Origin of the sequence: Polaromonas sp. UC242_47, assembly GCF_044452385.1 — a bacterium.
In the GTDB taxonomy this organism is placed as follows: Bacteria; Pseudomonadota; Gammaproteobacteria; order Burkholderiales; family Burkholderiaceae_C; genus Polaromonas.
Map to the genome: position 1 here is coordinate 248,327 of NZ_JBIOAO010000001.1, position 12,978 is coordinate 261,304.

The 12,978-nt window shown below is 64.1% G+C and carries 13 protein-coding genes; 8 read left to right on the top strand and 5 right to left on the bottom strand.

Annotation, left to right across the window (positions count from 1 at the left end):
• Positions 1 to 10 precede the first annotated feature (10 nt).
• The 7 genes from radA to waaF all read left to right on the top strand — a co-directional run bounded on the left by radA (position 11) and on the right by waaF (position 5,405).
• Positions 11 to 1,387, top strand: a complete 1,377-nt coding sequence (gene radA / locus ACHMXK_RS01215; protein WP_397436971.1) for a DNA repair protein RadA — start codon at positions 11 to 13, stop codon at positions 1,385 to 1,387.
• Positions 1,388 to 1,424: 37 nt separating this feature from the next.
• On the top strand, positions 1,425 to 1,682 hold the full coding sequence (locus tag ACHMXK_RS01220) for a BCCT family transporter (RefSeq protein WP_397436973.1): 258 nt from the start codon (positions 1,425 to 1,427) through the stop codon (positions 1,680 to 1,682).
• 20 nt (positions 1,683 to 1,702) lie between these two features.
• A complete protein-coding gene (locus ACHMXK_RS01225; protein WP_397436975.1) occupies positions 1,703 to 2,488 on the top strand; it encodes a metallophosphoesterase family protein in 786 nt (261 codons plus the stop codon).
• A 148-nt stretch (positions 2,489 to 2,636) separates the two neighbouring features.
• Entirely contained in the window at positions 2,637 to 3,095 is a 459-nt protein-coding gene (locus ACHMXK_RS01230; RefSeq protein ID WP_397436977.1) for a glycerate kinase, read from the top strand.
• A 100-nt stretch (positions 3,096 to 3,195) separates the two neighbouring features.
• Positions 3,196 to 4,134: a branched-chain amino acid transaminase gene (locus ACHMXK_RS01235; RefSeq protein WP_397436979.1), complete on the top strand. Its 939-nt coding sequence runs from the start codon at positions 3,196 to 3,198 to the stop codon at positions 4,132 to 4,134.
• Between the two features lie 2 nt (positions 4,135 to 4,136).
• Positions 4,137 to 4,346, top strand: coding sequence for a zinc-finger domain-containing protein (locus tag ACHMXK_RS01240; RefSeq protein ID WP_397436981.1), 210 nt, complete (start codon positions 4,137 to 4,139; stop codon positions 4,344 to 4,346).
• Between the two features lie 39 nt (positions 4,347 to 4,385).
• Positions 4,386 to 5,405 carry a lipopolysaccharide heptosyltransferase II gene (gene waaF, locus ACHMXK_RS01245; RefSeq protein WP_397436982.1) on the top strand — a complete coding sequence of 340 codons (1,020 nt, stop codon included), beginning with the start codon at positions 4,386 to 4,388 and terminating at the stop codon, positions 5,403 to 5,405.
• Positions 5,406 to 5,417: 12 nt separating this feature from the next.
• Here waaF and ACHMXK_RS01250 read toward each other — a convergent pair whose 3' ends face one another.
• Together ACHMXK_RS01250 and ACHMXK_RS01255 are read right to left on the bottom strand one after the other, a co-directional pair.
• A complete protein-coding gene (locus tag ACHMXK_RS01250; RefSeq protein ID WP_397436984.1) occupies positions 5,418 to 6,035 on the bottom strand; it encodes a carboxymuconolactone decarboxylase family protein in 618 nt (205 codons plus the stop codon).
• 356 nt (positions 6,036 to 6,391) lie between these two features.
• Complete coding sequence (locus tag ACHMXK_RS01255) at positions 6,392 to 9,787, bottom strand: hypothetical protein (protein WP_397436985.1); 3,396 nt, start codon at positions 9,785 to 9,787, stop codon at positions 6,392 to 6,394.
• Positions 9,788 to 9,843: 56 nt separating this feature from the next.
• Between ACHMXK_RS01255 and ACHMXK_RS01260 the strand changes: the two genes are divergently transcribed.
• Entirely contained in the window at positions 9,844 to 10,023 is a 180-nt protein-coding gene (locus ACHMXK_RS01260; RefSeq protein ID WP_397436987.1) for a hypothetical protein, read from the top strand.
• On the opposite strand, the gene ACHMXK_RS01265 is transcribed toward ACHMXK_RS01260, so the two are convergent.
• From ACHMXK_RS01265 to ACHMXK_RS01275, 3 genes are all read right to left on the bottom strand, one after another.
• Positions 10,020 to 10,631: a hypothetical protein gene (locus tag ACHMXK_RS01265; RefSeq protein WP_397436989.1), complete on the bottom strand. Its 612-nt coding sequence runs from the start codon at positions 10,629 to 10,631 to the stop codon at positions 10,020 to 10,022. The two genes, ACHMXK_RS01260 and ACHMXK_RS01265, sit on opposite strands and share 4 nt — an antisense overlap.
• Before the next feature lie 185 nt (positions 10,632 to 10,816).
• Positions 10,817 to 12,022: an ATP-binding protein gene (locus ACHMXK_RS01270; RefSeq protein ID WP_397436991.1), complete on the bottom strand. Its 1,206-nt coding sequence runs from the start codon at positions 12,020 to 12,022 to the stop codon at positions 10,817 to 10,819.
• Positions 12,023 to 12,071: 49 nt separating this feature from the next.
• Positions 12,072 to 12,782: a response regulator gene (locus ACHMXK_RS01275; RefSeq protein WP_397442413.1), complete on the bottom strand. Its 711-nt coding sequence runs from the start codon at positions 12,780 to 12,782 to the stop codon at positions 12,072 to 12,074.
• Positions 12,783 to 12,978 lie beyond the last annotated feature (196 nt).

The following is a 12,978-nucleotide window of genomic DNA, read 5'->3' on the forward strand; positions in this document are numbered from 1 at the left end:
AATATCCCGCATGGCCAAAGACAAGACGATTTACACCTGCACCGAATGCGGCGGCACCAACCCCAAATGGCTGGGCAAATGCCCGCATTGCGAGGCCTGGAACACGCTGATCGAATCCATCGCCGAGACGGTCTCGCCCGTGAAAAACCGCTTTGCCTCGCTGGCCAAAGCTTCGGAAGTCACCACGCTGGCCGACATTGAGGCGACCGATATGGCGCGCACCCCCACCGGACAAGAGGAGCTGGACCGCGTGTTGGGCGGCGGCATTGTCGAAGGCGGCGTGGTGTTGATAGGCGGCGACCCGGGCATAGGCAAATCCACGCTGTTGCTGCAGGCGCTGGATTCGCTGCAGCGCGGCGGCCTGAACACCTTGTATGTCACCGGTGAGGAAAGCGGCGCCCAGGTCGCGCTGCGATCGCGCCGGCTCGGGCTGGACGGCTCGCAGGTCAAGGTGCTGGCGGAAATCCAGCTCGAAAAAATCCTCGCCACCTTGGACGCCACGCGGCCGGCGGTGGCGGTGATCGATTCGATCCAGACGGTTTATTCCGACCAACTGACCTCGGCCCCCGGCTCGGTGGCGCAGGTGCGTGAATGTGCGGCGCACCTGACACGGGCCGCCAAGTCCAGCGGCGTGTGTATCGTGCTGGTTGGCCATGTGACCAAGGAAGGTGCGCTGGCCGGCCCGCGTGTGCTGGAGCACATGGTCGATACGGTTCTGTACTTTGAAGGCGACACCCACTCGAGCTTCCGCCTGGTGCGCGCCATCAAAAACCGTTTTGGTGCGGTCAACGAAATCGGTGTGTTTGCCATGACCGAAAAAGGCCTGAAAGGGGTGAGCAACCCCAGTGCCATCTTTTTGAGCCAACACTCTGAGCCTGTGCCCGGCAGCTGCGTGATGGTCACCTTGGAAGGTACACGCCCCATGCTGGTCGAAATCCAGGCGCTGGTCGACAGTGGCGGCCCAAGTCCACGCCGGCTCAGCGTGGGCCTGGACCGCGATCGCCTGGCCATGTTGCTGGCGGTGTTGCACCGCCACGCCGGTGTGGCTTGTATGGATCAGGACGTGTTTGTCAACGCCGTGGGTGGTGTGCGTATCAGCGAGCCGGCGGCCGACCTGGCCGTGATGTTGGCGATCACTTCCAGCCTGCGTGGCAAGCCGCTGCCCAAAGGTTTCATCGCCTTTGGCGAGGTCGGGCTGGCCGGTGAGGTGCGGCCCGCGCCGCGCGGCCAGGAGCGGCTGCGGGAAGCCGCCAAGCTGGGTTTCAGCGTGGCGGTGGTGCCCAAGGCCAACGCGCCGAAAAAGAATGACAAGGCTTTTGAAGGGCTTACCATTCACTCGGTGGAGCGCATCGAACAAGCCATGGAGTTGGTGCGCAGCCTGAGTTGAATTTTTGTCATCCTCATACCTTACCCAGGAGCGGTGCATGCAACGCGTGATGTCAGCCGGCATGATTGCCATGGTGGTGCTCTGGGGCCTGCTCTCGCCGGACAGCCTGGACAGTGTGCTCAGCCTGCTGCTGGCCAGCATCACGCGTAACTTCGGCTGGTTTTACCTCTGGGTGGTGCTGGGGCTGGTGCTGATGGCCATTTCGGTCACCCGGGCCATCAGCCAGGACTGGCATGCCGAGCAGCGCCGCGACAAAGACCTGCGCAAGAAAATGCGCGAATTCATCAAGGAATAAGTACCGGCACGGAGTCGCCCATGAAAATCGCCGTCATCTCCGACATTCACGGTAACCTGCTGGCGCTGCAAGCCGTGCTGGCCGATATCGCGCGCCAGGGGGTGGACCAGACGGTGAACCTGGGCGATAGCTTGAGTGGCCCGCTGCAGGTGGCGGAAACCGCCGATCTGCTGATGGCGCAGGGCTTTCCCACCATCAGGGGCAACCACGAGCGTCAGCTGCTGGCCCTGCTGGAGCCGCCCGCCGCGCAACTCGATCCGCTGGACAGCGACGGTTATGCCGCCAGCCAGGTCTCGCCGGCCCATGTGGCGTGGCTGAAAGCGCTGCCCGTCAGCCTGGAACTGAACCGCGACATCTGGCTGTGCCACGGCACGCCCGACAGCGACCTGCAGTACTGGCTGGAAACCGTGGTGCCCGGCTTTGCCCAGGGCGCGGGCCCCGGCGTGCGCGCCGCTACAGCGGACGAGGTGGCCGCGCGGCTGGGCAGTGCCACGCATCCTCCGGTGGTCTTGTGCGGCCATACCCATGTGCCGCGCATGGTGCAGTCGGGCGAGGTGTTGATCGTCAACCCGGGCAGTGTCGGTTTGCCGGCCTACGACGACGACCATCCTTACCCGCATGTCATTGAAAACGGGGCGTCGCATGCCCGTTATGCGGTGCTGGAACACACCCGCCAGGGCTGGCAGGTCGATCTGCGTGCCGTGCCCTATGAGCACCTGGCCCAGGCCCGTGTGGCGGCCCGCAACCAGCGCCCCGACTGGGCGCATGCGCTGGCGACCGGGTTTGCGCTGCGTAGTGCAGGATAGTTTTGCTATAAAAATAATAGCTTCTTGCGCCCGTTGCGTATGGGCTGGAGGCCAAAAATGCTTATAAAACGCCGATTTCCCCCTGCGCCGGGCTTGGCTACGCATTCCCCGCAGCCGGGAGCCGGCCGCTGGCTGCGAAAATAGCGCCATGAACTTTCAGAAAATTCTTGTTCCGATCGCCGGTGTCGCCGTGGTGGTGCTGGCTTACCGCAGTTTTGGCTGGGCCGGGGTCGCCGCGGCGGCTGGCGGCGTGGTGATGTGGATACTGCTGCATTTCACCCGCATGCTGCAGGTGCTCAAACGCGCCGCCAACCGGCCTATCGGTTATGTCGACAGCGCCGTCATGCTCAACGCCAAACTCCGGCCCGGGCTCACCTTGCTGCATGTGGTTGCCATGACACGTGCGCTGGGTGAACTGCTGTCGCCCAAGGATGAGCAGCCCGAGATCTACCGCTGGACCGACAACTCGGAATCGTCGGTGACCGCCACCTTTGTAGGCGGCAAACTGAGTCACCATACGCTTTCCCGCCCGGCACCCGCAGAGCCGGAGGCCCTTGCCGCGCCTGATTCCAGCGCGGCCACGGCAGCGCCGCCATCGGCCCCGTAAAATCAAACTTTCGGGGGCGGCCCTGGGGCCGGCAGGTTTTGCGGCCCGCCGCCCTGGTTTCGCAACAGATACCCACAGACATCAACAGAGGATTCGCATCATGTCCCCAGTAGCTCCCTCCATGGCAGACCGCGACGGCAAAATCTGGATGGATGGCCAGATGGTGGATTGGCGTGACGCCAAGATTCACGTGCTGAGCCACACCCTGCATTACGGCTGCGGCGTGTTTGAAGGTGTTCGCGCCTACAACACCGTGGACGGCACGGCGATTTTTCGCCTCGAAGACCACACCACCCGCCTGTTCAACAGCGCCAAGATCCTGCGCATGAAACTTCCTTTCAGCCAGGAAGAAGTCAACGAAGCCCAAAAGGCCGTGGTGCGCGAAAACAAGCTGGAGAGCTGCTACCTGCGTCCTTTGGCCTGGATCGGTTCGGAAAAACTGGGTGTGTCGCCCAAGGGCAACACGATTCACCTGATGGTCGCGGCCTGGGCCTGGGGCGCTTACCTCGGTGAAGACGGCATGAAACGCGGCATCCGCGTCAAAACTTCCAGCTACACCCGCCACCACGTCAACATCACCATGACGCAGGCCAAAGCGGTCAGCAATTACAGCAACTCCATCCTGGCCAACATGGAAGCGCTGGACGACGGTTACGACGAAGCCCTGCTGCTCGACGCCTCGGGTTTTGTCAGCGAAGGCGCCGGCGAAAACGTGTTTGTGGTCAAGGACGGCGTGGTCTACACGCCCGACCTGTCGGCCGGTGCCCTGAACGGCATCACACGCAACACCATCCTGCACATCTGCAAGGATCTGGGCCTGGAGCTGGTGCAAAAACGCATCACACGCGACGAGGTCTACATCGCCGACGAAGCCTTCTTCACCGGCACTGCCGCCGAAGTCACGCCGATTCGCGAACTGGACCGGGTTGAAATCGGCATCGGCTCGCGTGGCCCCATCACAGAAAAAATCCAGGCCGCATTTTTTGACATCGTCAACGGTCGCAATCCTAAATACGCCCACTGGCTCAGCAAAGTCTAATCATGAGTACATCTTTCTCTGTTGAACTGCTGGCTGCTGACCTCAATCCGCAAGGCGGCGTTTATTGCCCCAGCCCCAAGGCCGAGATGGCCGTCTGGAACAGCCACCCCAAGGTCTACCTGGACGTGGCACGTACCGGCGAAGCCAAATGCCCGTATTGCGGAACGCTTTACAAGTTGAAGGCGGGTGAACACGTCGGTGGTGGACATTAAGTCCCCAGGCTTTTCACGGCGTGTCATGCGCTGCGGTCTATGAGTCATCCTTCGGCCACGGCGCGTTCTTTAATCGTTGCGCCCCAGTGGATAGGCGACGCGGTCATGACCGAGCCGCTGCTGCGGCGCCTGCATGCGCGCGGGGAGCAACTCACGGTGGGCGCTTTGCCCTGGGTGGCGCCGGTGTACCGCGCGATGCCGCAGGTGCATGAGGTTATCGAATTCCCGTTTGCCCACGGCGGCCTGCAACTGAAGGCGCGTCGCCTGCTGGCCCAACGTATCGCCGGCCAGTTCGATACCGCCTACGTGTTGCCCAACTCGCTGAAAAGTGCCTTGTTGCCCTTGCTGGCCGGTATTCCCAAACGTGTGGGTTACCTGGGTGAAGCACGGGTCGGTCTGCTGACCCACCGCCTCAAAAATCCGGCCAAAGGCAAACGCCCGCCCATGGTGGCGTTTTATTCGGCGCTCAGTGGCGAGGCCAACCTGGACACCGACCGGCCCGAGTTGCAGATGCCAGCGGCCGAGATAACGCAGGCGCTGGCCGAACTGGGTTTGCAACGCGGCGCTTATGTGGTGTTTGCGCCCGGCGCCGAATACGGTCCGGCCAAACGCTGGCCCGCGGCCCATTTTGCAGAACTGGCGAAACATCTGGCGGTGCCTGTGGTTTTGCTGGGCTCAGGCAAAGAGGCGGCGTTGTGTGAGGAAATCGCCGCGCCGGTCAATGCCGTCCAGGCCGGCAAGTGCCTGAATTTCGCCGGGAAAACCACGCTGGTGCAGGCGCTTTGTGCGATTGCCGCGGCCCAACACGTGGTCAGCAATGACTCGGGCTTGATGCATGTGGCCGCAGCTTTTGGGGTGCCGCAGGTGGCGATTTTCGGGTCGTCCAGCCCCTTGCACACCCCGCCGCTGAACACCCAGGCCACGGTCTTGTGGCTGAAAAACGATGTGTCCTACCAGCCGCCACTGGACTGCGCGCCCTGTTTTGCGCGCGAATGCCCGCTGGGCCACACCCGCTGCCTGAACGACATCAGCGCGGCGCAGGTAGTGGCCGCCTTGTAGCAATCCGACGCCTCAGGCCGGAAAGGCCTGCAGCGCGTCAAAGCCGGTTGGGGCTTGGGTGGGTGTACGCGCCACATTCATGACCCAGCACACCATCGCAAAATAACCGACCAGGGTGGTGAGTTCGACCACCCCCTGTTCACCGAACTGGTCCAGGGCGGCGGCATAAGACGCATCACACACCCCGTGGTGTTGCAGCAGCTCCGTCACCAGCGCCACGGCCGCGGCTTCATCGGCGACGGTCGTCTGCGGGTATTGGCCGGCCGCAATCGCGTCCAGGCAGGACTGCGCCACACCGGCCTTGAGCGCCAGCGGCGCATGCATCAGCCATTCGAACTGGTTGGACACATGGCGTGCCACCAGGCACATCGCGAGTTCGCGGATGCGGGTCTCCAGCACGCTGTCAAAACGCAGGTATTCACCCACCTTGCCCACCCGGTCCATCAGCTCCGGGCTGCGCAGCAGCGGAATAAACGGGCCCATGACGGCCTTGCGCGGGCCGGCGAGCAAGGCGTCCGCCACGGCGCGTTGCGCGGCGGACATGGCATCGCCGGACAGCATCGGAAGCCGCTCTTGCGGCGTTTGGGAAAAGCCCTGGCTGACAGGTGTTGCTTGATGGTTGGGGGTCACGGTAAAACTCCTGCAGTCGGTTGGGTCTTTGGCCAAGACCCGATGGCGCCAGGCCGGATTGTCGCTGGATCGAGGCCTGGGATGGTAACGCGGCGCATGGCCGGCGGGCAAAAAAAAAGCCACCTCGCGGTGGCTTGTAGAAGTCCTTTTTAGGGATGTTTTTGTATGGGGGACGGCGTCAGTCTGTTGTTCGACTTGTTGTGCTCGCCTTTTTTCTGCCTTTGTTCCTATCACAGGTGTTGTCACAGCAACCTGACGACTTTAGGGGGCGGCCCTTGTTTTGACCCTCCCCCAATTGGAGGAGGGCTGTCGTTTTTCGAATGAAGAAGGTGTGAAAACCGGACTTTTTTCACGACTCAGGGTTTGGGTACGTCAGCTACCGCATCTTTTAATCCGTCCAGAAAGCTGCTGGCTTTGCTACCGGCTTTGGCCGCATCGGCCGGCGCGGGTACTTTTTTGAGTAATTCCTCCAGTCCCGACTGGGGCAGGTTCGTGCCTGGCTTGGCCGCAGATAGCTGGTCAAGCGCGTCTTTCTGGGGCTGGGGTGGCCGCAAGCGGGTCGGGTCCGGGGGGTGGACCGCTGCAGCCTGATCGGTCGGGGTGGCGTGGTTGTGGCCGGCAAGTTTTTCGGGTGGTGTCGGAGGGGCCGGCTGGTCCGGAATTTCTGGCGGCCTCGTGCCCGCCGGGATCGCGCCGTCGGCAGGCTGTGAGGGCGGTATCTCCGCTGTGGCCGCCGTGTCGGCTGCAGGCAGCTCGGGTGGTTTCTTGGCGGCAGCAGCGTCAGGCGGGGGCTGGGCCGGGGGCTCATCCGGCGCGGCCAGCTTGTCCGCAGGCTCGCCGCTTGGTGTCTTGGCCGTTGGCGCTTCGCTGTCGGACCTTGCGCCGGTGCTGTTGGCCGCTGAGGCTGGTGTGTCTGCGCCAGCTTCTTGCGGCGCAGTGGCGAACTGATCCTCCGGGGTGGTGCCGGTGCCTGGCGCGCCTTCTTGGGGGGCGTCTGTTGGTGTCGCCGCGTCGCTTGCCGGGCTGGCAGGGCCGGCCGCCTGGCTTGGTGCGGCATCGGTACTTCCGGTATTGCTGGCAGGTTCACCTGCGGCGCCGGCGGCAGCGACTGGGGCCGCGGCGGGTGCCGCAGCAGGCGCAGGTGCCGCCTTGCGCGGCAGCGCTTCGCCACCCTGTTTGACCACCTCCGCGTCCACCATGGCCTCGGCGCTGACCACATCGGCGCGTGCCACTTCGGTTTGTGCCTTGGCGGCTTCGACTTTGGCCATGGCCTCGTCGATCAGGGCCTGGCCCTTGTCGCGGTGTTGCTCGACCTGGCTTCTGGCTTGCGCCGTACGTTCCGCCATTTCCCGGGACGCTGCCTGGACCTGTGCCCGCAGCGCATCCACCTTGGCCGCGACAGCGGCCAGTCGTTCATCCATTTTTTGCTGCTCCTCCCTGGCGGCATCGGCGGGTGGCGCCACGGCGGCCAGGGCGTCCTGCAACAAGGTGGCGAAAGCCTGGCTGGCCGCCGCGAGTTGCTCCTGCGGGCCGGCGCTGGCCTGCTGGGCCTGTTCGCCTTGCGCTTGCGCCTCATCACGCGTCGAGGTCAGCGCTTGCTGCAAAGGCTGGACCGCGCTGAGCAGCGCCGCCATCAGGGCCGAGGTGGCGGCCGGCTGACGACCGGCGGTATCGCCGGCTGCGTCGAATTTTTCGCGCAAGGCGGCGGTGTCATCGGCCGCGCTCTGCACATCGGCCTGCACGCGTTGCAGTGCGGCTTTGACATCGGACTGGAATTTGTCCAATTGACCGCCCAGGTCCGCCACGTTGCCGCTGGCCTCACGCGCCGCCGCTTGTCCTTGGGTGATCAAACTGCGAGCCTCGCCGCTGGCCTGGGTAAAACTGTCCTGCAGGCCGGACAGGGTCTGGCTGGCGGCAGCGCCTTCATTAGCCGCCGAGGCCACAGCCTGCTGCGCTTGGGTGATCAGTACATAGCCCTGCGCCAACACCTGGTCCAACACTTGCCGCGTCTCGCCGACCTGGCTATTTAACTGTTCCTTGAGGCTGTCCAGCAAGGCCATCAGTTTGGCCGGCGGCTGGGCCAGTTGTTCCTTCAGCGCAGCCATGTGGCTGCGCAGCGCCTGGATTTTTTCCTTGAGCTGGTCCACGGGCGGCTGCAGGCTGGCCTGCACCTCGCTGATGGCTTGCACCACCCGCGCTTCGGCGCCTTCCACCTGCAAACGCACGGGTGCCACAAAGCGGCCTTTCAAGCCCAGCACCTGGGCGTGTACGGCATTGACTTTTTCACGTGGCTGCGTCGCCGCCAGAAAATCGTCACGCGCCTGGCGCACTTGCGCGACCAGCTTGTCGGGTTGGGCTTTCACCTGATCCGCGGCGGTGTGCAGGTCGGTGGACACCTGTGTCATGCGTTCCTGGGCCTGTACCAGGGCGGCACGGACCTGGTCCAGCACCGCGACCACCTTGGCGATCGCCTGGCGCACCTGTGCAATGACCTGCTTGAGCACAACCCGCAACTGTTCGACGACGGCGATGGCCTGGTCCAGCAGGGTGATGGCCGTGTTTCCCGCGGTCTTGACTGTGCTGCGCGCGCCGGCAATTGTCACGCGTATGCCCGGGATCATGGCTTTGACACCCAGGAACAAGGTACGTGCGCCGGCCATGGCCAGCGAGCGCGTGATGTATTTGCTGCAGATGGCAATTGCGTTGTCGCACAGGGCATCCGCCTGGTCCATTTCGCGGCTGGCCTGGGCCAGGGTGCTGTCGGCGCGTGCCATGAAATCGCGGATGCGTTGCTGGATGGTTTCTATGGTTTGTTGGGCCTCGTCGATCTGTGCTTCGACGGGCTGGAAACGCTCCGGCAGGGCTTCGAGCGTGGCCTTGAGTTCGTCGATCTCGGTGATCACCTCGCCCAGCGTTTCTTTCAGGCTGCTCAAGGTGTTGTCGACACCGGCCACGGCGCTGTCCATGGTTTGTTTCAGGGTGTCAATCACGCGTTCGAGCCGGCTGATCTGCGCTTCGATGCTGGCCAGGATGCCATCGATCACCTGCCCGACCGCTTCGATCTGTGCGGCCACCGCGTCCATGGAGGCCTCCACCAACAACACCGGCGTGGCCACCGCCAGCGCGATGTCATGGCTGCGATTTTTGAAGCCGCCGATCTGCTCTGTCAGCCCGCTGACTTCCGTGTCCAGTGCCGCAATCGCCGCGTCGACCCGGCCCATCGTTGTATCAAACACGCCGGTTACATCGGCCACCACCGCATCGATTTGCGCCTGGATGCCGTCGAGCAAGCTCGTGACACTTTGTGCCGTGGCCTCGACTTCCGCCTGGGCGTTGCTGGCCGCGGCGCCCACTTCCTGCCGGACAGTCGCAATGTCGGTATTGATGCCGGACAGTGCGTTTTGCACGGCGGCTTGCGCGCCGACGAGGTCGGCGGGCCGAGTGGCCAGATGTTGCTGCAAAGGACCCAGCGTGGCGGCGAACTGCGTCAGGCGCGGTTGCAGGCTCAGCGCGCGGCCGTTCAGGTCTTGCGCACTCTGGGCGATGGCCGCCAGCCGCGAGGGGATGGCAGAGACATCGGGCCGGATCGCGGCCAGTCGGCCCGGCAGCCCGGTGGCGACCGACACGGCGTTCTGGATGTCGCTGGCCACACCGGTCAGGTTTTGGCCGGCTGTGGCCAGCCGCGGACCCATGGCGGCCAGCGCGTTCACCACGCCGCCCAGGTCGGTTTGCAGGCTGGTCAGCGCGGCCACCAGCGGCGCGACCAGCGCTGACGGGTTGAGTGGGGGGACTCAGTTGTGTGACTTGTGTGGCCACCGTGCTGAGCTGCTGCCCCACGGTGCTGATCGCGTTGTGGGCTTCGGAGATGCCCGCACCCAGTTCCGTCTGCAAGGTGTTGGAGGCGGTGGCCACGGATTCCACCACCTGCGCCGCGCCGGTGCTGATGGCCGTGGCGGCTTTGCTGACAAACTGCATGGTGGGTGTCTAGAGCTCGTCCAGCGTTTGGGTCACCGAATGGCTGGCATCGGTCATGGCGGTTTCGATCAGCGGCACTTTCGAGGGTGTGGGCGCCAGCGAGACGGCCGCCAGGTCAATGTTGCCCATGGTCAGGTCGATTTGTTCCAGCGTCTGTTCAATTTCTGGCAACACTTCCGCGCTTTCGATTTGCAACTCTTCCAGCAAGGGCAACAAAGGCGGGACCGGCGGTTTGTCGGGCAGGGTGTTCAGATTGATCAGCGTGGTGGAATCCGGCGTGGCCGCCACAACGGTGGGCACCTGCGGCCAGCCGCCGCCGGTCGGGGGCGCATGGCTCTCGGTCAACAGCAGCGCGCCATGTGCCAGTTTGGCCGACAGGGCTTGAATCACCTGTTGGTCCGAGAACGCAAACACCGCCGGTGAATGGTCGCAGCGGTACAAGGCATAACGCAGGGTCGCCAGGGCGGCGGCCTCGGTTTTCCAAAACCCCAAATAGGCATCAGCCTCGTCGGCCCGGCCAAATACCAGCGCGGGCCCACGGCTACTGGGCAGGGTGCTGAAACGGTCTTGCAGCCAGACGGTTTTCGACTGGCGCCTGAGGGTGGCCAGAGGCAGGCTCATAGCGGCAGCATCCGCAGATCAGGCGCAGGTGGCGGCGACAGGAAGCGCGTGCTTGCGGCGGTAGGCGACATACAAGACCTTCTCCCAGGATGGGATGAAAGAAATCGTATATTTTGCGTGCAAAAGAAGCTCAAGCCAAGCTGGCAAACGCGGCACGGCAGCGTTTGTGCCGCAGGCCAGCAGGTTCAGGCGGCGGTCGTCACCGGCAGTTCCACGACGAACGAGGCGCCACCGCCTGGTCGGGCTTCGCAGCGCACCGTGCCGCCGTGGCGTGCGGTGATGGATTTGACCAGCGCCAGGCCCAGGCCCACACCGCCTTCGCGTTCGCTGGCGCCCGGTAGCCGGTAAAAGGGCTCAAAAATACGCTCGCGCTGGTCCGGCGGAACGCCAGGCCCGCGGTCGTTGACCCGGATCACCGCGTGTTGCCCAGCGCCTTTGTCGGCCAGTGCCAGTTCCAGGTTGATCTCGCCGGTGCCGTAACGCCTGGCGTTTTCCAGCAGGTTGCGAATCAGCCGGCGCAACAGGCGCGCCGAACCCTGCACCGTCAGGCTGTGGGTCTGGGGCGTGGTGTCCAGCTCGGCTTGTACGCGCGCGCATTCTTCCGCGGCCAGGCCGGTCAGGTCCAGCGCTTCAAAAGGTTCGGCATCGGCTTGCCGGGTGTCCAGCCGGCTGGCCAGCAAAATTTCGTCGATCAACTGGTCCAGCTCGCTGATGCTGCGCGAGATTTCAGCGCGCTGTGAGGAGCCGGCCCCGTCGCCCATCAACTCCAGGCCCATGCGGATACGCGCCAGCGGTGAACGCAACTCGTGCGAAGCATTGGCCAGTAGCGACTTGTGCGCCACCAGCAAGGACTTTTGCGACTCCATCAGGGTTTCAATACGTTCGGCGGCATGGTTGAAACGTTCGGCCAGGAAAGCCACCTCGTCGCTGCCCTGCACCGCCACGCGGGCCGACAAATCGCCGTCGCCCCAGCGCTCCACGCCGCGCTGCAGGCCCTCCAGCCGCTGGGTCAGGCGGCGCACGATGGGGTAGGTTCCCAGGGCCACGGCCAGGGCGACCACCCCGAGCATCCAGCCAAAACCGAAGGGCGCGCGCGTCCAGGAATTGCCGGGCGGGCGTTTGGGGCGTGGCAGCACCAGGTTCAGGGTCTGGCCGTCGCTGGTCACCACATCAAACTCCAGGCCCTCGCCCGGCTTGCGGTTGGGCGGGGTCTGGGCCCGGCCGATGACCTCCCCGGCGCTGTTGTGAACCAGGACTTCACGTATCGGCAACTGCGGTGGGTCAGCGCTGAACTGCCATGCGGCACCGACCAGAAAAGCCAGCACCACCACGGTGGCGACCACGGCCAGCCAGATGCGCACATAGAGGTGCGAAGTAAATCGGGGCCACATAAGAAAAATCTAAAAAAGGAAAAGAAGAAAGGCAGGGCGTTGGATGCGCTCAGTCCTGCTGCTTGGCGAAAACGTAGCCCACACCACGCACCGTCAGAATCCGTTTGGGGTCCTTGGCATCGAGCTCGATGGCGCTGCGGATGCGGCCCATGTGAACGTCGATGGAGCGGTCAAAGGCTTCCAGCTCGCGGCCGCGCACGGCTTCCATGATCTGGTCTCTGGAGAGCACGCGGCCGGCGCGCTCGGCCAGGGCCACCAGCAGGTCGAACTGGTAAGAGGTCAGTTCGCAGACCTTGCCGGACACCGACACGGTGCGGGCATCGCGGTCAATCTCGAGTGAGCCGAAACGCATGGTTTTCTGGCTGCCGGCGGTGCTGACGGTGTCGCCGCCGCGGCGCAACACGGCGCGAATCCGGGCCAGCAGCTCGCGCGGCTCAAACGGTTTGGGCAGGTAGTCGTCGGCGCCGATTTCCAGGCCGACGATGCGGTCCATCGGGTCACCTTTGGCTGTCAACATCAATACCGCCGTGCGGCCGGCTTCGCCGCCCAGGCCCTTGATGCGCCGGCAGACTTCCAGGCCGTCCATGTCGGGCAACATCAGGTCGAGAATCACCAGATCGGGTTTGCAGGCCTCCAGCGCCTCCAGGCCCTTGCCGCCGTCGACCGCGTGGGTGAAGCCATAACCGGACTGGCGCAGGTACTCCCCCACCATGGTCGCCAGTCGGGTGTCGTCCTCGATCATCAAAAGTTGCTGTGTCATGGTCTGGCTCGCAGGACGGTTGGAGGGCTGCTGGCCAGTGTAGCCACTGGCTGCTGTGAATGGGCTGGTGGTGCTTGCGCCGCCGTGAACATCGCTCATGGGAACTCCTTCGTCAAGCGCCCATGCTGCGCCTGCCGCGACAAGTCGCGTTGAAGCGCCTGTAAAGTTAGGTAAACGATTCCTGCGAGATGTGCCG

Bases quoted from the DNA above. Each gene is read 5' to 3' on its own strand.
- radA (WP_397436971.1), top strand. From the start codon at position 11: ATGGCCAAAGACAAGACGATTTACACCTGCACCGAATGCGGCGGCACC.
- ACHMXK_RS01220 (WP_397436973.1), top strand. From the start codon at position 1,425: ATGCAACGCGTGATGTCAGCCGGCATGATTGCCATGGTGGTGCTCTGG.
- ACHMXK_RS01225 (WP_397436975.1), top strand. From the start codon at position 1,703: ATGAAAATCGCCGTCATCTCCGACATTCACGGTAACCTGCTGGCGCTG.
- ACHMXK_RS01230 (WP_397436977.1), top strand. From the start codon at position 2,637: ATGAACTTTCAGAAAATTCTTGTTCCGATCGCCGGTGTCGCCGTGGTG.
- ACHMXK_RS01235 (WP_397436979.1), top strand. From the start codon at position 3,196: ATGTCCCCAGTAGCTCCCTCCATGGCAGACCGCGACGGCAAAATCTGG.
- ACHMXK_RS01240 (WP_397436981.1), top strand. From the start codon at position 4,137: ATGAGTACATCTTTCTCTGTTGAACTGCTGGCTGCTGACCTCAATCCG.
- waaF (WP_397436982.1), top strand. From the start codon at position 4,386: ATGAGTCATCCTTCGGCCACGGCGCGTTCTTTAATCGTTGCGCCCCAG.
- ACHMXK_RS01265 (WP_397436989.1), bottom strand. From the start codon at position 10,631: ATGAGCCTGCCTCTGGCCACCCTCAGGCGCCAGTCGAAAACCGTCTGG.
- ACHMXK_RS01270 (WP_397436991.1), bottom strand. From the start codon at position 12,022: ATGTGGCCCCGATTTACTTCGCACCTCTATGTGCGCATCTGGCTGGCC.
- ACHMXK_RS01275 (WP_397442413.1), bottom strand. From the start codon at position 12,782: ATGACACAGCAACTTTTGATGATCGAGGACGACACCCGACTGGCGACC.